The 17,635-nt window shown below is 57.5% G+C and carries 19 protein-coding genes; 13 read left to right on the top strand and 6 right to left on the bottom strand.

Annotation, left to right across the window (positions count from 1 at the left end; all coding sequences use genetic code 11):
* Nucleotides 1-240 precede the first annotated feature (240 nt).
* The 3 genes from JGZ97_RS12070 to JGZ97_RS12060 form a co-directional block, all read right to left on the bottom strand.
* Entirely contained in the window at nucleotides 241-1,404 is a 1,164-nt protein-coding gene (locus JGZ97_RS12070; protein ID WP_207062874.1) for an Arm DNA-binding domain-containing protein, read from the bottom strand.
* Between the two features lie 526 nt (nucleotides 1,405-1,930).
* Nucleotides 1,931-3,199: a HipA domain-containing protein gene (locus JGZ97_RS12065; protein WP_207062873.1), complete on the bottom strand. Its 1,269-nt coding sequence runs from the start codon at nucleotides 3,197-3,199 to the stop codon at nucleotides 1,931-1,933.
* A 3-nt stretch (nucleotides 3,200-3,202) separates the two neighbouring features.
* Nucleotides 3,203-3,469, bottom strand: a complete 267-nt coding sequence (locus tag JGZ97_RS12060) for a helix-turn-helix transcriptional regulator (protein ID WP_207062872.1) — start codon at nucleotides 3,467-3,469, stop codon at nucleotides 3,203-3,205.
* Nucleotides 3,470-4,328: 859 nt separating this feature from the next.
* Between JGZ97_RS12060 and JGZ97_RS18205 the strand changes: the two genes are divergently transcribed.
* Both JGZ97_RS18205 and JGZ97_RS12050 read left to right on the top strand, forming a co-directional pair.
* Nucleotides 4,329-5,657, top strand: coding sequence for a type II toxin-antitoxin system HipA family toxin (locus tag JGZ97_RS18205; protein ID WP_207062871.1), 1,329 nt, complete (start codon nucleotides 4,329-4,331; stop codon nucleotides 5,655-5,657).
* On the top strand, nucleotides 5,658-5,924 hold the full coding sequence (locus JGZ97_RS12050; RefSeq protein WP_207062870.1) for a helix-turn-helix domain-containing protein: 267 nt from the start codon (nucleotides 5,658-5,660) through the stop codon (nucleotides 5,922-5,924).
* Nucleotides 5,925-6,097: 173 nt separating this feature from the next.
* Here the strand turns inward: JGZ97_RS12050 and JGZ97_RS12045 are convergent, their stop codons facing one another.
* Nucleotides 6,098-6,424, bottom strand: coding sequence for a type II toxin-antitoxin system RelE/ParE family toxin (locus JGZ97_RS12045; protein ID WP_207062869.1), 327 nt, complete (start codon nucleotides 6,422-6,424; stop codon nucleotides 6,098-6,100).
* The gene (locus tag JGZ97_RS12040) at nucleotides 6,421-6,690 is read right to left on the bottom strand and encodes a type II toxin-antitoxin system ParD family antitoxin (RefSeq protein WP_207062868.1); all 270 of its coding nucleotides are present in this window, start codon (nucleotides 6,688-6,690) and stop codon (nucleotides 6,421-6,423) included. Before JGZ97_RS12040 ends, JGZ97_RS12045 begins: the two co-directional genes overlap by 4 nt.
* Before the next feature lie 650 nt (nucleotides 6,691-7,340).
* Between JGZ97_RS12040 and rfbB the strand changes: the two genes are divergently transcribed.
* The 5 genes from rfbB (at nucleotide 7,341) to rfbD (ending at nucleotide 11,165) form a co-directional block, all read left to right on the top strand.
* Nucleotides 7,341-8,399: a dTDP-glucose 4,6-dehydratase gene (rfbB, locus tag JGZ97_RS12035; protein WP_207062867.1), complete on the top strand. Its 1,059-nt coding sequence runs from the start codon at nucleotides 7,341-7,343 to the stop codon at nucleotides 8,397-8,399.
* A 51-nt stretch (nucleotides 8,400-8,450) separates the two neighbouring features.
* Entirely contained in the window at nucleotides 8,451-8,810 is a 360-nt protein-coding gene (locus tag JGZ97_RS12030) for a four helix bundle protein (protein WP_207062866.1), read from the top strand.
* A gap of 83 nt (nucleotides 8,811-8,893) precedes the next feature.
* Entirely contained in the window at nucleotides 8,894-9,778 is an 885-nt protein-coding gene (rfbA, locus tag JGZ97_RS12025) for a glucose-1-phosphate thymidylyltransferase RfbA (protein WP_207062865.1), read from the top strand.
* Entirely contained in the window at nucleotides 9,775-10,308 is a 534-nt protein-coding gene (gene rfbC, locus JGZ97_RS12020) for a dTDP-4-dehydrorhamnose 3,5-epimerase (RefSeq protein ID WP_207062864.1), read from the top strand. Before rfbA ends, rfbC begins: the two co-directional genes overlap by 4 nt.
* Complete coding sequence (gene rfbD / locus JGZ97_RS12015; RefSeq protein ID WP_207062863.1) at nucleotides 10,305-11,165, top strand: dTDP-4-dehydrorhamnose reductase; 861 nt, start codon at nucleotides 10,305-10,307, stop codon at nucleotides 11,163-11,165. Before rfbC ends, rfbD begins: the two co-directional genes overlap by 4 nt.
* Before the next feature lie 97 nt (nucleotides 11,166-11,262).
* Here the strand turns inward: rfbD and JGZ97_RS12010 are convergent, their stop codons facing one another.
* Nucleotides 11,263-11,568, bottom strand: a complete 306-nt coding sequence (locus JGZ97_RS12010) for a DUF1840 domain-containing protein (RefSeq protein ID WP_207062862.1) — start codon at nucleotides 11,566-11,568, stop codon at nucleotides 11,263-11,265.
* 244 nt (nucleotides 11,569-11,812) lie between these two features.
* On the opposite strand from JGZ97_RS12010, the gene JGZ97_RS12005 reads away from it, so the two are divergent.
* The 6 genes from JGZ97_RS12005 (at nucleotide 11,813) to JGZ97_RS11980 (ending at nucleotide 17,604) form a co-directional block, all read left to right on the top strand.
* Nucleotides 11,813-12,181: a hypothetical protein gene (locus JGZ97_RS12005; protein WP_207062861.1), complete on the top strand. Its 369-nt coding sequence runs from the start codon at nucleotides 11,813-11,815 to the stop codon at nucleotides 12,179-12,181.
* Nucleotides 12,182-12,560: 379 nt separating this feature from the next.
* Nucleotides 12,561-13,400 carry a DUF6502 family protein gene (locus JGZ97_RS12000; RefSeq protein WP_207062860.1) on the top strand — a complete coding sequence of 280 codons (840 nt, stop codon included), beginning with the start codon at nucleotides 12,561-12,563 and terminating at the stop codon, nucleotides 13,398-13,400.
* On the top strand, nucleotides 13,397-14,803 hold the full coding sequence (locus tag JGZ97_RS11995) for a DUF5666 domain-containing protein (protein WP_207062859.1): 1,407 nt from the start codon (nucleotides 13,397-13,399) through the stop codon (nucleotides 14,801-14,803). The genes JGZ97_RS12000 and JGZ97_RS11995 overlap by 4 nt, the downstream gene beginning before the upstream one ends.
* A gap of 458 nt (nucleotides 14,804-15,261) precedes the next feature.
* Nucleotides 15,262-16,104: a type II secretion system protein GspC gene (gspC, locus tag JGZ97_RS11990; protein ID WP_207062858.1), complete on the top strand. Its 843-nt coding sequence runs from the start codon at nucleotides 15,262-15,264 to the stop codon at nucleotides 16,102-16,104.
* Entirely contained in the window at nucleotides 16,094-16,864 is a 771-nt protein-coding gene (gene gspN / locus JGZ97_RS11985) for a type II secretion system protein N (RefSeq protein ID WP_207062857.1), read from the top strand. Before gspC ends, gspN begins: the two co-directional genes overlap by 11 nt.
* A complete protein-coding gene (locus JGZ97_RS11980) occupies nucleotides 16,858-17,604 on the top strand; it encodes an outer membrane protein assembly factor BamD (protein WP_207062856.1) in 747 nt (248 codons plus the stop codon). The genes gspN and JGZ97_RS11980 overlap by 7 nt, the downstream gene beginning before the upstream one ends.
* Nucleotides 17,605-17,635: the final 31 nt, after the last annotated feature.

Below are 17,635 nucleotides of genomic sequence, written 5' to 3'. Positions count from 1 at the left end.
CGCAACACCCGGCGCATCCGCTTCCTCCTCAACGAGCATTGTCCCGATCAGCAGGAATTTATCCGCCTGACCCAAACCCTTTCGCCGGGGTAGTGGTGGCGAGCGCCCCCGGCTTGCACGAATGGGGGGGAAAGGGGGCGCTATGTCTGCAGGGCTGAAAATGGGCCAATATTGGCCCAGAAAGCCGCCAAATAGGGCCATCAAGCCCGAATCACCAAAATCCGACGCCCAGCCGAAGGTTCATGAAAAATGCGGGCTAACCATTGCTTCAAATGCACTGCCATCCTGGCGGGTCGCGTTGTGGATATACGGCGCGTACACATCGAATAGCAACTTGCTGGAGCTATGTCCGAGGATCCGGGAGATATACCCCGGGTTTTCATGGGCTGCCAGGTGCAATACGGCAGCGGTATGGCGGGATTGATGCGGATTGCGGCGGCGCAGGTCGGCCTTGCGTAGCGCCGGGTACCAGGCTTTCTGCGCCAGCCAGCGGTTGTCGATCGGCCGATCGAAAGGGTTGAGAAACACTAGCCCACCTTTCCCTTGTGTTTTTGCGCGGGCCCGCTGGAGCGCGTCGTATACGGGGGCGATCATGGGAATATCGCGTCGGGAGTACTGGGTTTTAAGGTCTGTCATTTCGCCCTGCACCCAGGCGGCGCGCACACGGATCAGCCGGTGGTCGAAATCAAGGTCCTTGTCGCGCAGGCCACTCATCTCACAGCCTCGCATGCCGGTGAACAGACGGACGATATAATAGTCGCGGTAAAAAGGATCCACGACCGACAGAAATTTCTCCACCTCGGGTAACGTTAAGGGCCGCGGGTCGGTGGGGTCGGTACGCAGCGGCTTGACCGGACCGAGTACAAAGGGAATATCCAGTTCGTCCCGTGCATAGCGCAGGATGGCGCCCAGCAGAATCATCAACCCATTGATCCGGTTGTTTCCCAACTGCCGTGAGCCGTCCGCGCGCGTCTTTCTGAGCAATTCATTACGAAACGCCAGGGCCGCTTCCCGGGTGATCTGGGTCAGGCGCCAGTTGCCAAAATGGGGGAAGAGGTGTCGCTTGAGGTCGCCGGTGACCGCTTTGCGGTAACTTTTTTTCCACGCGGGCGCATGAAGGTTGAACCAATGCTCGGCAAACGGCAGGAAGAACGGGTCGTCTGGATTCCCGGTTTTTTCCCGTTTCAGGGCTTCGAAGGCCAGGACTTTCTTGCTGTGGGGGAAAAAGTCGCGGTACTCGAAGGTGCCCAGCGCCAACTGCGCATTGATTTTTTTAACCTGGGCAGTGACCCGCTTGATGTTGGCGGGCGTCGCGGGCAGCCCGGATGTTTCGCGAAAGCGCACGCCGTAGACGCAGATGTCGTACTGGAGGATGTGGTTGGGGCGGATATGGAAAGTCGCCATGTGAAAATTCCTTTGGTTTCCACATCGGCGGTGCGCACGGGAAGATCACCCGGTACAATGGTGCCGCCGGCTGTAGGTATGGGTTTGAACGCTCGTCTCTAGCCGGCACGGGCAGGGGGAGTTGCAGCTCACCCTGCCCACCTGTTTTAGGCCCCCGGTCTCAGGCCGTCTCATTTGCTCTCTTCGTTCGTTGCTGCTCCTCGCTACCGGTTTGATTTGCTTAACTGTTTATAGATTAATCGATGGATACTGTCAATATATACAGTATTTGTAGGGCTGTGCTTAAGATAACACGGGCCTTAAATTGCGCAACTGCCGCTGTTGGCCAACACGAAAGAAATCTCGTTTATAACATCGCCGTTAAGCGGGTGTGAGTCGACTGGGTATTGCCACTACCTCTGCCAACATCTGGATCTGTTCCTGGTGCTTTCCCTTATTACGCGCTCTACGCCAGAAATTCATATGCTTACAACGAACCGCTGGTAGATCGGCGACGCTCGGCTCGTCAAACAAACTCTTCGGCTACTCATGCCTCAAGTTGCCGTAGCATGTCTTCCATAACGCCGAAGCGCAATTGCCTTAAAAAATGCAGTTCTCCTTCCCGTCCGGCCCCCGTCTCGCCAGCTGACTGGAGCTCAGTTATGAGTGCTTCGGCCGCTTGCCGACACGCACCGGCCAGGAATTTAACGGACCGGTTCACAAAGCTGGCTGGAAGCTTCATTGCTTCCGCCACTTGCAGCAGATCCCGCAGCCTCACCTGCCCTAACTGCTTGGCCTCTCCAACCGGCCAGACCAGATCAGCGCGACCCCACAGTCCGGCCGGTTGATAGATCGCAGTGCTCAACAGGTCATAATGTGGTGCCAGCGTGATTCCTTCGGGACCAGCAAAGAAGGACAAATTCTTGAGGTGATCATCCGTATTGCCCACGAGCAGATTAAATAGCAGCCACTGGAATAGGCGCTGCCGGGTTTGCCCTCGCATCCGGCACAGATCAACCAGTCGCTCAAGCGATGCCAGTGTGCATTGTGAGTACTTGTAGTTCCGATCCAGCGAGAGCAACTGACACCCATCCAGCACATGCCGGCGCATGAGAGTATCGTCACGCATTTCCCGGTCAAAGCGTTCCACGAGGTAGACAGGCTGAGGAACCGCCAGCATTTGGCAATCCGGGACGTCGATTTTCAGGCGCTTGGCCAGCGTCATGACGAACCATTCATTGACCACTGAGTGAGGATGGTCCTCCGGCTCGCTGTGCTCGGGCTTGAGAATATGCGTCGAAGGCGTTGCCGCGGCGGGCTCGAACAAGGCGCCGTCCCTGAAAACTATCGGCAGTTTGTGCTGTGCGCCGGCCAGTGACATGCGCTTACTTGCACCGCTGGATAAGGGCACCCTGGGGAGATTACGAATCCGTTGTGACAGTTCATTGAAAGTCAGAGGGGATTCGCCGACAAAGACTGGCGCTTCATCCACCCTCAACAGTGTCAGAGCCCCCGCCGATTCCGCGCCGAAGTGCGACAGCAGTCCGAAGGCGTCGGCCTGATCGATCTTGGCGTCCCGGGCCAACAACGTGCGGGCATTCTCTTCTGGCAATAAGTTGTCAAAGAACCACTGAACTGGCCTAAAGCTACCTCCGTCTTCAATCCGGCCTGATTCCCTCGGCAGGTCCGGTGCTATATCAAATCCGTTCCATCCGGAGTGGTACTCAAATGCCCAGAGTCCGTTATATTCCTCAAGGGCTCCAATTTTTTCCTGATTACACCAGACGATCAGTCGGCGTACCTCTTGTGCTGGCATGGCCTAGTCCTTTCGGCGTGGCGCTTTGGTTTGACTAACTGCGTCGTACACCTCGCTGGGTACATCCAGATAAACCTCGATACCCAGTTCCTCCAGGAGCCTGAGGACGCGGCCACACTCCACGGTGCGCTTCCCTTTCTCGACATCGCCTATAAACTTGTGGCTGCAGTCGATCATGCTACCCAAGTCATCTTGGCGAATGCTCTGCTGCTTGCGCACCGCTCGGGCCAGTTGCCCGATGGTGGCAACATCATAAATCTTGACCTTCATACCGCCCCCAATCTTATCGAACGGTTATAATTTAGACTTTTCCGGCTAAAAGGCAATGAAATATAACCTTACGGTTATATTCATGCCTAAAGAGGCTGAATTCGGCAAAAAACTAAACGTTCGGTTATGTTTCTTCTTTGGCGAGTAAGATCTATCAAAGGGAGATAGCGATTCCACCCTGTCGTATTTTTTTATCGTGCGGATGAGAACCGGGTTCTTGTCCTTTAAGCTATGCGAGGGGAACAGCATCTTCGTGCGTATATGCTTGGGAACAGCTGCCCGAGCGTGTCACTCAGATGCCTCCGCCTGCGCTTTGCTACGTCAGATCCATGAGCAACCATGGTTGGGGTGAAATTCAGCGAACTGTCTTTCAGGGAAGTTCGATCCCATATTAGAAGTATCTAAATAGGTGCTGTTATTGCAAAGCTGACCAGTTGATTGACCAATCTGATCAATCGTAATGACGTAGCATGACCAACATCTGGCTTAGACTGGCCAATTCTTTGACTGTTGCCATGAGCGTGCAAAACCGTTGATCCGGTGTATCGATAAATATAAAGCGAATCAATGAGTCGAGAGGGCCTCGTTGATGGCTAAAGAGCACCCTCTGCTTCTGAGCGAAATACATCCAGGTTCACTTTAGTGGCATATAAATACGGCTTGGAATATATTTGATACCATCAAAGTGGTTAATTATGGTTGGTGAACCCTGTTTTTATGCCACTATAGTGATCTATTGGAAGATGCGTTCGATTAGGAAAGTCAGCCGTTTGAAGCGACCTGAAAGATCACTTCAGTGGTGTCCTTTTGGGGCCGGTCTACGTAACTCGCCCGCACTGTAGTGAATTTTGGAGGTGAGGTGGCAGCACAAGTTGCAACGCTCGAAGTGTATTACAAGGGCCGATGGCAGGTCGCCGCGACACTTTCTTCCCGACAACCAGAGCGAGGGTACAAAGGTGAAAGTGAGCTCGAATATTATGTCGATTTTGCCGCTTCTCATTTGAATGCCCCCGACTGCTTGGCAGCCGGGCTGAGCTGCAGCCTGCCGGTCAGTTTCGAGTTGCATGAAAGGGCCACCTGGCCCTCGTTCATGCTGGACATATTGCCGAGTGGCTACGGCCGGGACCACTGGTTAAAACGCCTGGAGTTGAGTAACGATTCTGAGGCGGACTGGCTGCTGTTGCTTAATGGGGCCGCTTCGCCTCCTGGCAACATTCGCATTCAAGAAGCGGAAACGGCGCGGAACCCGCAGGTACCGGTACCGGATGAGACTGGAAAGATCGTTTCCCTGCCTGACCACCCGGGATTCGACATGAGGACTGTCGTGTCGCGTCAGGAGCACTTCATCGAGTACGCCTTTCAGAATGGGGCCTATACGTCGGGCGCCTCCGACGTACAGGGGGCTGCGCCCAAGTTTATGCTGGTCGAGGATGCCGGTGGACGTTTTCATGCCGAGGGTGCATTGCCTGACGACCAGGTCATGTCCAGTTGGCTGGTCAAATTTGCCCGCGGGAAAAAAACGGCGGCAGACAGACAGGTTCTGAAGAATGAAGCCGCCTACATGCGTGTGGCTAAAAAGCTCGGCTTGAAGGTCTTCAAGGAATTGATTTGGGAAAACGACACCTTGTTTATTCCACGCTTCGACCGCGAGCCCGGCCAGCCGATAAAGCGCCTGGCAATGGAAAGCCTGTGCTCCTTGGCCGAGATAAGTGACTACGGCGTTGCCATTCCCCAGGAGGATCTTTGCGAGGCGTTGGCGAAGTTCTCGAGCGATCCCACCCGTGAAGTGCTGGAGTTCGTTAAGCGTGATGTTGTTAATGTCGTGATGGGTAACAAAGACAACCATGCGCGCAACTCGGCGGTTTTCCGACTGGAAAACGGGGAGGTGACACTGACGCCCCTGTTTGATTTTGCGCCCATGTACTTGGATCCCGAGGGTATCGCACGGGTGTGCCGATGGCAGGGAGATGCGGAAGTGGCAGGTAGCCCCCAATGGGATAAGGTTATGGACAGGCTGCCGAGCGGCGTAGACGTTCAGGCAATACGGAAGGCCTTGCGAGAATTCGGCGAGAAAATCGGGACATTGGAAAAAGTCATGCGGGAAGCGGGCGTCGACGAGGACATCATCGAGCATCGGAAAATGTCATTCGCGGCCCATGCTGATCAATTAATGTCACTGAAGGGCTAGATGATGAAGCCTCCTCAGAATTCGGCTGAACTCAAGAAAGAGCTGAACCGGGCGCTCGATGCAGGCGAGCTGACGATTGGGCAAGCGACTCGACGAATGCGTAAGATCGTGGGGATGACGCAAAAAGATTACGCCACACGGGTGTTGAATATAACCCCCAGAATTCTTATGGCTATAGAGAACGACAAGGGAAACCCAACGTTGGATACCTTGAAGAAAATAGGGAAGCCATTTGGATACGACATCGGTTTTATCAAGCGTAAATGAGAGTGGTGAAAGCGGTGTCGCTTGAGGTCACCAAGAAAGTTGGTTCGGATTTTCGATATGGTTGTGAGATGGGCCGGAGAGCCTGGCGAGCACCTTAAACTCTAGTTCTTGAATGCAGATCAACGGCCCAGGTCCCAAGGTTGTCAGCGTTGATCTTCTTCTTTACTCCGCATTTACTCCTCAGGCTCTCGCATCCAGTGAGGGATATCGCGCTGACCATGAAGTACACGGATAACATCGATATGTTCGGGTTGCTCCATGTAAAAAACGAGGTAGGGATAACGCTTCAAAGGCCAGCTTTTCAAGCCCGGCCAGTTGAGCTCATGGGCATAAAACGTTGAGCCAGACTTGGGATGACGACCGATGCGATTGAGACCTTTCTCAAGAGCATCCACAAAGCCCATAGCGATGTCTTCGTTGGCTTCAGAAAGGTAATATTCGATAACGAGATCTACGTCGTTAGATGCCTTCTCGCGCAGGTGAGCTGGTTTGACCTTCACTTGCGCAGGCGAATACGATTGCGCAGACCATCAAAGTAGTTTTGATCAGCCTCGGCCACTAAAGGCGACTCAATCCCTTCACGTAGCAAACTCCGCAGCTTGGCTCGATCCTGATCCCTTCGAATCAGTTCTCGCACATATTCGCTGCTCGAGCCAAAGCCGCGCTGGCTGACCTGATCATCAACGAAACCTTTGAGGGAGTCTGGTAGGGATATATTCATCGTACTCATAGGGTCCAGAATAGCTTCAATGGCAAAAATTGGCAAAATTTACTCCGCAGCCCTCTAAATCCAGGGCTATCTATTTCCTAATAGCCGGATCCATGCCTATTCCGGCGTGCCAATCATGGTGTTAACTCAGTTGAACGCTTTATGGTTCAGAAGCTCCGATTTTCCCCCGACGACAAAACCGAGGTGCTCACAGCCTCCGTCCTTAGTGGCTTGATGATTTGGCAACGACTACCGTGGGCGGGTCTGCACTGAATGATTTCAGCGCTCTGACTTAGGTATTGTCGGGCGCGGGGCGCAAAACGTGTGGTGAAAATTACGTCTCAAATGTGTCTCTGGCTTAGCCTCATTTTTCTAACCATTGGAAATATTAAGGCTTTTATTTGGTTTTCGAGGCTTGCCCATAGGGTGAGAATACGCGAGGGGGTTATCGTTCCACGTCCCTGTTGCGGTAAGTGTCAAGGGGGCGCTTCTTTCAAGGCATGAGAATCACGTACGACTCAACTTTGGCCCTTTCGGTAAAAATATGCGCCCGCAAGGGTGCGTCGACCCCTTAATAATTTAACAAAATTAAACGATTAGGGGCCACTCCCCGGTTGAGCTATGCTTTGTTCGCAGTTAGGTTATAGCGGCTCACGTTAGGCGACCGTAACGGGTCGGTCGATTTGAGCTTACGGGAGTAGAAACCAATGCGTTTATTAGTCACCGGCGGCGCCGGTTTTATCGGCAGTGCGGTGGTGCGTCATATCATCGAGAACACAAGTGACGAGGTGATCAACGTGGACTGCCTTACCTATGCCGGCAATTTGGAGTCCTTGGCGGCGGCGTCGGAGAGCTCTCGTTACACCTTTGAACAGGCGGATATTCGGGACCAGGCTGCGCTGCATCACGTCTTTACCCAGCACCAGCCCGACGCGGTGATGCATCTGGCAGCCGAATCCCATGTGGATCGCTCCATTGACGGCCCCGGCGATTTTATTCAGACCAACGTGGTGGGTACCTACAACCTGCTGGAAGCTTCCAGAGGGTATTGGTCCGAGCTGAGCGGCGAGCGCAAGGCCGCTTTTCGTTTTCACCACATCTCCACCGACGAGGTGTACGGAGATCTCGAAGGTCCCGAGGACCTTTTCACCGAGGAGACCCCCTACGCGCCGAGTTCCCCCTATTCGGCCAGCAAGGCCAGCTCTGATCACTTGGTGCGGGCCTGGCACCGTACATACGGATTGCCGGTGTTGGTGACCAACTGTTCCAACAACTACGGCCCTTACCACTTTCCGGAAAAGCTCATTCCTCATGTCATTCTCAACGCCCTGCAGGGTAACCCGCTGCCGGTTTATGGGGATGGCTCCCAAGTGAGGGACTGGCTCTACGTGGAGGATCACGCCCGTGCTCTCTACAAGGTGGTTAGCGAAGGGAAAATTGGCCAAACCTACAACATTGGTGGCCACAATGAGAAAACCAACCTGAGCGTGGTCGAGACCTTGTGCGACCTGCTGGAAGAGCTGGTGCCGGAGAAGCCTGACGGAGTGACCCGTTATCGCGATTTGATCACGTTCGTAAAGGACCGCCCGGGCCACGATCTGCGTTATGCAATCGACGCATCGAAAATCGAGCGAGAGTTGGGATGGCGCCCGCGGGAGAGCTTTGAGAGCGGTATCCGCAAGACGGTGCGGTGGTACCTGGATAATCGGGAATGGTGGTCACGGGTGCTCTCGGGAGATTACCGCCTGGAGCGGATCGGCGGGTAAGGCCGGTAAATGGGGAGTGAGTGATCGGGGATGAGGGATGAGTAATCAGGGATGAGGGCGCACTATCGGCTTCAGGCATGGCAGGTTGGAATGAGGTTAGTGCGTTTGGTTTATGTTTGGTCAGGTGGTTTTCCCGCGGAAGAAAAATATGGACTGTTGTCGCAGATGCGGCGAGCCGCGGTCTCGATACCATCAAATATTGCAGAGGGAGCTGCTAGGACAGGCTCAAGGGAGTTCGCTCATTTTTTGAGTATTGCTCGCGGATCGTTGAGTGAACTGGACACGCAGTATCTCATCGCGGTGGATCTTGGCTTTGCAGCGCCTGATTCTGAGCTTGAACATTGCATTGAGCAGGCGTCCCGGTTGATTACTGGCCTTCACAAGCGCCACACGAGGTTAGACGGAAACTAGATGCTCCTCATTCCCGTTTTCCACATTTCTCATTTCTATCCAAAAGCCTGCTACCCCAGGCTGTTCGATATTTAGGAGTTGTTATGAAACCTTACAAAGGCATCGTGCTCGCCGGCGGTTCCGGCACGCGCTTGCATCCCATCACCCTCGGTGTTTCCAAGCAATTGTTGCCGATCTTCGATAAGCCCATGATCTACTACCCCCTGTCGGTGCTGATGCTGGCGGGTATTCGCGACATCCTGGTGATTTCCACGCCGGAGGATCTGCCTGGCTTTCAGCGTCTGTTGGGCGATGGCAGCCAGTTCGGGGTCGAGATCAGTTATGCCGAACAGCCGAGCCCCGATGGTTTGGCCCAGGCGTTTCTTATCGGGGAAGAGTTTATTGGCGACCACCCGGTGTGCTTGGTGCTGGGGGACAACGTCTTTTACGGCGAGCACTTCTCCGAGAAGTTGCGTTCGGCGGTAAGCCGTGAGCGGGGCGCGACGGTGTTTGGTTACCACGTGACCGACCCGGAGCGCTTCGGGGTGGTGGAGTTTGATGCCGACAAGAAGGCGATCAGCATCGAGGAGAAGCCGGCAAAGCCCAAGTCCCACTATGCCGTGACCGGGCTCTATTTCTACGATAACGATGTGGTGGATATCGCCAAGGGGATCAAGCCCTCGGCCCGGGGCGAGCTGGAGATCACCGACGTCAACATGGCTTACCTCAAGCGGGGCGACCTTCAGGTGGAGATGCTGGGGCGCGGCTTTGCCTGGCTGGATACCGGCACCCATGACTCCCTGCTGGATGCCGGGCAGTTCGTCTCCACGGTGGAAAACCGCCAGGGGTTAAAGGTGGCTTGCCTCGAAGGCATTGGTTACCGTAACGGCTGGCTGAGCCGGGCGGATTTGAAGGCGCAGGCCGACGCCCTGGCCAAAACCAGTTACGGGCAGTACCTCAGCCGGATCCTGGAAGGAGACGATGCATGAAGGTGATCGATACCGCCATTGCCGGGGTCAAGATCATCGAGCCTCGGGTATTCGGTGACGACCGGGGTTTTTTCCTCGAGACCTTCCAGGCCGCCCGCTATGCCGAGCACGGCATCGACCTGCTCTTCGTGCAGGACAACCATTCCCGCTCCGCGCGCGGCGTGCTGCGCGGGCTCCATTTCCAGAAAACCCGCCCCCAGGGCAAGCTGGTAAGGGTGGTGCGCGGTGAGGTGTTTGACGTCGCGGTGGACATTCGGCCCGACTCTCCCACCTTCGGCCAGTGGGAGGGGGTGCTGCTCTCGGAAGCCAACAAGCGTCAGCTCTGGGTTCCGCCGGGGCTGGCCCACGGTTTCGTCACGCTCTCCGACACCGCGGACTTCGAATACAAGTGCACCGACTACTATGACCCGAGTGATGAGGGGTGCTTGCTGTGGAATGACGCCACCGTCGGTATCGAGTGGCCGCTTGAGCAGCCTTTGCTCTCGGCAAAGGATCAGGCCGGGCAGACACTGGAGCAGCTGTTTCCATGAGAATTCTGGTGACCGGCGCGCAGGGGCAGTTGGGTCGCTGCCTGCAGGATGCCCTGGCGGAGTCGGCCCATGACTGGCGCGCGCTGGGTCGCTCGGCGCTGGATATAGCCGACAGCGCCTCAGTGGCTCGGGCGATTGAGGGTTTTGCTCCGGATGTGGTGATTAACGCCGCCGCGTACACGGCGGTCGACCGGGCTGAAACCGAGGTGGACGCCGCCTGCCGGATCAACGCCGAGGGGCCGGCGCACTTGGCCCGCGCGTGCCAGACGCACGGCGCCCGACTGATTCACGTCTCCACCGATTATGTTTTTGATGGCGATGCCGAGCGCCCTTACCGGGAGGAGGATACCACGCGCCCCCTCGGGGTTTATGGCGCCAGCAAGCTCGCCGGCGAGCGGGCGGTGGCCGAGGCGTGTACGCAACACCTGATCGTTCGGGTGGCCTGGGTCTTCAGCGAGTACGGTAATAATTTTCTCAAGACCATGTTGCGCCTTGGCGCCGAGCGCGACAGCCTGGGCATCGTAGACGACCAGCAGGGTACACCGACCTATGCAGGCGACCTGGCCCGCGCCCTGGTGCGCCTGACAGAGGTGAACAAGGGGTGGGGCACCTACCATTTCAGCGGCGGACGCCCGGTTAGCTGGTACCGGTTTGCCGAAGCGATTTTTCAGGAGGCGGCGCGCCAGGGCAAGCTTGAACGGGTGCCGACACTCAACCCCATTACCACCGAAGAGTTCCCCACGCCGGCCGCGCGCCCGGCCTGGTCGGTGCTGGACGGTAGCCAGTTGCAGTCGGTATTCGGTATCGGTCAGGGGGACTGGGAGCAGGCCCTGGCCAAGGTGATCGCCAGGCTGTAATAAGGCGCCAGCACCAGCGCGCCGACATTCTCACGATACGACCGCTACGGGCACCCGGAAATGGAACGGTGCGGGGCTCTTTAGCAGGGGTATTAGGTCAGTTTTCGCTATCCCATATTACTTCTGCTTGCTGCTGGACAGCAGCCTCCAGCATTTCCACCAGGGGAAGCGCGCGGTTTGATAGGCTGATGGCGGGCTCGGTGTCGTAACCGTTATCATCCGGGGCGGGTTCTTCAAGTTGGGCAAGCCCCGCACGTAACCGATCCAGACAGGCGGGGATATCTTCAGCGAGGATGGCGCCGGGCACCTCGCCACTGTGTCCCATCAGCTTGATCAGGCGGCGGGCGGACTCGCCAAACATGGTGAACGATGCATAAGCGGGGCTGCTGAATGTGATAAGCATGGACGGATGCCTCCATAGTGAATCAGTGGATGCTTTGAGTGTATGCCAACAGCTGCGCGTTGCGGCGCTAACTCAGGGAGGAGGGGTGCTCAGCGCGTAAGGGTAAATGCGCAATCCCGACACGACTGGCGATAACGCTTGGGGGAATTGAACCCCTTTGATGTCTCTGCGGTCTCGTCATTGTTTGTTGTGATAAATCCTTCGGCTGTGTTAGAACAGCCGCTCATTTAAAAGGAATGCTGTTATGAAAATGATTTCTAAGTCTTTCTCTGCGCTGCTGCTCGCAGGTTGTGCGTCCGTGGTTTTGGCCGCAGAGTCCTACAGCGTCGCGGATCTGCATGCCCAGCGGACCGATCTTGGGGGTAGGGAGGTCAGCGTCACGGGCACGGTGATCAAGGTCAACAACAACATCATGCGGCGCAACTTTGTCCATGTGCAGGACGGCACCGGGAGCGGGGACAACGATCGTATCATCGTGACCAGTCAGCAGACTGCGGAGGTTGGCGACAAGGTGACTGCCACCGGGATCGTGAAACTGGACACCGATTTTGGCATGGGATACTTCTACCCGACCCTGATCGAGGAGGCGTCGATCACTGCTGCCGGGAATTGATCGGCTAGCCAATCAACGCAATGAAAAAGGCCGCTATACGCGGCTTTTTTATTGGCTGCTTTTTACGGCTTCGGCGTTGACGGCATTGACGGCAGGGGAGGTTTGTCGCTGCCGCAGTCATCGTGATGCTGGCGCCTGAACTGAATTGTCATGCCCGTAGCGTTGAGACGAAGCCAGGGCAAGAAATACCCTCTTTCCTATCCTTTCCTTTCCTTTCTTTTCCTCACCACCCCATTTCATTCATTTTTCTGAGCGTTTCGTCCGATACCAGGCGGGCTTTGTCGCACTGTTAGCCGGGGCTTGCTCCACCCGTAGAAAAACAGTGGGAAAAATATCCCAAAAACTGGCGAAGTCTAAAATTGGGACTATATTCCCAAATATGCAGAACGATGATCAACAAGCCGCACTGCGAGCCGTCGGGATTTTGCTCAATCCATTGGTTCGTTTGCTGATCCGGCTCAACATTCCCTTTCGCAGTTTTGCGGAAGTCGCCAAGCAGGCTTACGTGCGGGCGGCCGAGGAGGGGTTTCAGCTGCAAGGCAGAAAGCAGACCCACTCGCGGATTGCCGTGCTCACCGGGCTGACCCGCAAGGAGGTGGCCCGGGTTCGCGAATTGCCGGCCCAGAATGACCGCGCCCTCAGCGAGCGTTTCAACCGCTGCAGTCGAGTGATCAGCGGCTGGCTGCGCGATGAAATGTTCTCCAGCCTCGGCAAGCCCAAGGCGCTGCCCTTTGAGGGGGAGGAGCCCTGCTTCAAGACCTTGGTGCAGCGCTACAGCGGTGACATGCCGCCCCGGGCGATGTTGGACGAGCTGTTCCGTATCGGTGCGCTGATCCGACGGCCCAACGGGAGGCTGGCCCTGAATAAAGCGGCATTTGTGCCCACCTCGAATATCGCCGATAAGCTCGCCATGCTGGGGCGCGATGCCGCAGATCTTATCGACACCATCGATCACAACCTGGAGGCGCCGTCCACGGACAGCCGTTTTCAGCTGCGGGTGGAGTACGACAACCTCTCCCGCGAATCGGCGCAAGCCTTTCAGGCGCTTTCCGACCGCCAGTCCATGGCGTTGCTCCGCCAGTACGACGAGTGGCTGGCAAAACATGACCGGGATACCGATTCCGAGCCCAACGGCGATGGCCGCTTTCGGGTCGGGGTCGGCCTCTACTACTTCCAACAGGACCTCAGTGCGCAGACCGAGGAGGAGAAGGAACTATGAACTTACTGATGAAATCCGGCATCACCCTGGCGATGGGGGCCGCGTTGCTGGCCTGTGGCGGGGGTGGAGGTGGCGGTGGCAGCAGCCTCGCCAGCGGCGGTATCTCCGGGACCGGCTCGGGCACCATTACCGGCTTCGGCAGTATCATTCTCAACGGGCGTGGCGAGTTTGAGACCGAGAATGCGGAAATTCGGATTGACGATGATCCTACGCCTTTGGTCCAGCAAGACCTTGGGTTGGGCATGGTAGTGGAGGTGGAGGTCGAGAACGCCGATGACGACTTCGCTATCGGGGACGCCACCCGAATTCAGGTGGTTCATGAAATCAAGGGCCCGGTGACATCTACAAGCCCGCTTGAGGTCCTCGGGCAGCCCCTTGTTATTACAGGTGGTACGGTACTTGTTAATGTAGATTTGAGCTTGGTACAAGAGCTAGACGAGCTGGAAGTGTCCGGGCGTCGCGATGATGCAGGCGTGATTCAGGTGAGCCGCTTGGAAGACAAGGCTCGTCAGCTGACTGAATGGAAGCTGATGGGTGAGGTTAGAGAACTAGACCCAACTGCTTCCACATTTAAAATCGGTACCGCCGATGCTAACCAGATAGTGGACTTCAGCGGCGCGACCGTCGAAGACTGCGACGGTGGTCTGGCGAATCGCCTGCGGGTCGAAGTGAAGGCGCCCAAGTCGTCAGGCTTCAGTCCTGGCGATACCCTCGCGGCCTCGAAAGTGGAGTGCAAGCCCGACGTCCTTAACGCCCCGGCGAATGTAACCGGCACCATCCAGGGCGAGTTCGAGGGCTTTGTCACTGCCGTGACCGACCCCAATGATCCAAACAGCGCTTTTACCATCGGGGATCAGCAGGTGACCCGCAGCGCCAGCACCAGTTACGAAGGCGGCACTGCCGAGGATCTGGTGGTGGGGGTCAAGCTGGACGCCAAAGGGGCCTTTAATACCGGCACCGGTGTACTGGCGGCCACTCGAATCCGTTTCCGGGAAACGCGCTTTCGCATTGAGGGGGCGCTGGATGCAAGTGATACCGATAGCGTGACCATACTCGGCATCGAGATTCAGCTGACCGCCCAGACTGAAAGGGATGCTGCGTTCGATAGGCCGGGTGTACGGGTGCGCGGCTTCGTGGACAGTGACGGTACCCTCTACGCCAGCGAGTTGGGCGACCGCAGCGACGATGCGGTTCGTCTGCGTGGGCCGGTTGAGAACATCGACCGGGTCGCGAATACGTTTGAGCTGCTGGGGGTCACGATCGATACCGATCACTTGTCAGATTCTCAGGCGTTTATGGAGCGGTTGACAGAAGGTGCCGAAGTGGATGCTGAAGGTGGCCTTTACGATGGCCTCGACAACATTCTTTTTGGGGCTGACCTGGAGATCGAGAACGAAGACTGAGTGCTCACGGCCCCTTCCATAGAGGCAGGGGCTGCGTGAAACAGGCGAACAGCTGGGGCAGGGTGACTGTATTACCCTGCCCCGGTGCTTTTTTGCCGCAAGCTTAGGCCGCGCCGTTGCTTGCGTGGAGGAGCGGCCCGTATCGAGTATTGATAAAAAGGCCCTGGGCGTTGGGGGCGCCCAGGGCTGCAAAATACGTCAGCACGGCTGCTGGATCCTCCTCTGTTTTCAGCCCGTGGGAGTTTAGCAACTAATTGAGATAAATCGTTTTAAGGTGTTTTTGGCGGTGGCTGGTAGTATGCCGATGTTTGAATCAAGCGCTTGCGAGCGTCTTGAAGATTCCGGTGGTATGATGATTGCCGGACCTGCTGTCGCAAACGTCAGAAACGCATAAAATGGCAGCCGGTCGCCATAGGTGTATTAGGCAACGGATGGGCATGGTACGTATACGGATTTTGATGACCTGGTCGTTACTGCTGTTGGTGGCGGTAAGCGCCGCTGATTTAACCTGGGATCTTTATCAGCCCCGGACGCTGTCGGCGGCGACTACGTCAACACCGGTATCCCTGCCGACTCAGGCTGAGTCCCGCGTCGATCTGGCCCGCCTGGAACAGGCGGCGTTCTTCGGCAGTGAAGAGGTCAAACCCAAGCCTGTGGCCGCGGCGCCCAAACCCGAGGTTAAGAGCCGGCTGGCGGTACGCCTGCTGGGGGTTGTGAAAGGCCCTGAGGCCGGCTCCTCGGTGGCCATCCTGGCTGAACGCAACCGTCAGCGCGCCTACGCGGTTGGCGATACCCTGAGCATTGATCCCAACGCCCGCCTGGTGGAAATCCTGGCCGATCGGGTGGTGCTGGATGTTAACGGTACCCGCCAGTACGTCGAGCTCGAGGCCAATCGACGCCCGTCACCACCCGGTCAAGGTGTGGTGGCGGCACCCCAGCCTCAGTCCAGTGGCGCACTTCCTCAGCGCATCGACCTCAACGAGCCCGATATTCGGCGGGTGCTGGGGGACTTTCGCGAGCGCGTGGTCAGCGATCCTCTCTCTTTCGGGCGCTTTGTCCAGTTGCGGCCCCACGCCGAGAACGGCCGTTTCGACGGCTACCAGCTTCAGCCCGGGCGCGAGCCGCAACTGTTTCACCGGCTCGGGCTTCGAACCGGCGACGTGATCACCCATGTGGGCGGCGTAGACATTACCAACCCGGGCAACGTGCCCCAGCTGATGGAGCTGGTACGCTCGGAGCAGCGGATCCAGGTGGGTATCAAGCGCGGGGACGAAGTGCAGGAGATAGAAGTTGAGCTCTGAGCTGTCCGTGACCGAGCGGGAACCGTCCTGGCGCAAGTTGCTGCTGGGGTTTGTTCTTCTTTATTTGCTGGCGCTGGTGGTGCTGGTGCCGGCGTCGCTGGTTTTCTCCTGGATTGAAGATCGCACGGCCCTTTCGCTGCCCGCGGCCCAGGGCTCGCTGTGGCATGGGCAGTTGGCAGCGGGTGAGAGTTTCAGGGGCGTACAGGGGCTGACATGGGATTTCAGCCCGCAGGCCTTGCTGCGTGGCCGGCTGGGTTATGAGCTTGAGGTGGGGCAGGACGTGATCCAGGGCCAGGCCGGCTTGGGCGCCGACGGTAACCTGTATCTGGACCAGGTGCGTATCGACGGGCGCCTGGGCGAGCTGATCGACAACATCAACGGCATGCCCCTGATGCTGGATGTGCAGCTCAACGGACTGGTCAATGGTTTTGCCTGGGGTTCTGAGGGGTGCGAAGGGCTCCAGGAGGGGCGGCTGTTGATTGATGACTGGCAGGGGATGCTGGCTTCCAGGCTAAATCCGCTGCAGGGTGTACAACTGGCGTTGAGTTGCCGCGAGCGGCGATTGACAGGTGTTTTCACGGCAGGAAGGGCGGAAGCCGGCCTCTCCGGGCAGTTTTCCCTGACCGCCGACGGGCGCTACCAGCTGGAGGTTGAGGCCAAGCCCCAGACTGAGGCGTTGAATGCGCTGTTTCTCGATCTCGGGTTTGCCTCTCGCGACGGCTCCCTGCGGTTGCAGCGCCAGGGGCGCTTGGCATGGTAGCGCCATTACCCCGTGATGGCGTGACCTCTCTGCTGTTGGTGGCGCTGCTGCTCGCTGCCGGATGTGCACCCTTGGCGCCTCAACCGGCGGCGCCCGAAGCGCCCGAGGCTGATCCCGAGCGTCTATACCGCCGGGCGATGGCCCATGTGGATGCGCAAGCCTGTCAGCAGGCGACACCGCCGCTGCTGGCGCTGGTGAAGGCCTATCCCGAGAGCGATTACGGGGCACGGGGCATGCTTGCGCTGGCGTATTGCGAATTGGAGTCGGGGCGCGCACCGGCTGCCCTGGCGCTGGTACGGCAGGTTATCGCCCGGGGCGAGGCACATGACCGGATGGATTACGCCCTCTACCTGAAAGCCAGGGCGCTGCTGGCCCACACGCCGGCGCCTGCGCACCACCAGACCGTAGAGGCGCTTCAGACTCTCGGGCAGCTACAGCAACGCTTTCCAGCCAGCGCGTTCGCTGAGCAGGGGAGCCAGCTGCACGCGGCCACGGTCGCCTTGCTGGCAGGCCGCGAGCTTGAGGCAGCCCGTGCGCACCTGGCGGCAGAGCGGCCCGACGCGGCACTGAACCGGGCCCGCTACCTGATCGAGCAGTACCCGAAGGCGGCGGCCGTGGGCGAAGCACTTTCGATTATGAGCCGCGCCTACCTGGCGCTGGGGCTGGAGGGAATGGCCTCCTCCACGGCACAGATTGAACAAGCGAGGTCTGCTGCGACGGCCTTGAGTGAGGAGCGTTGAGGCCACTGCCTGTGGCGGTTGGTAAATAGGG

Origin of the sequence: Motiliproteus sp. SC1-56 (assembly GCF_017309075.1) — a bacterium.
In the GTDB taxonomy this organism is placed as follows: domain Bacteria; phylum Pseudomonadota; class Gammaproteobacteria; order Pseudomonadales; family Balneatricaceae; genus Motiliproteus.
The sequence above is the reverse complement of the archived record's forward strand: the minus strand, read 5'-3'. Positions and strand labels throughout refer to the sequence as shown.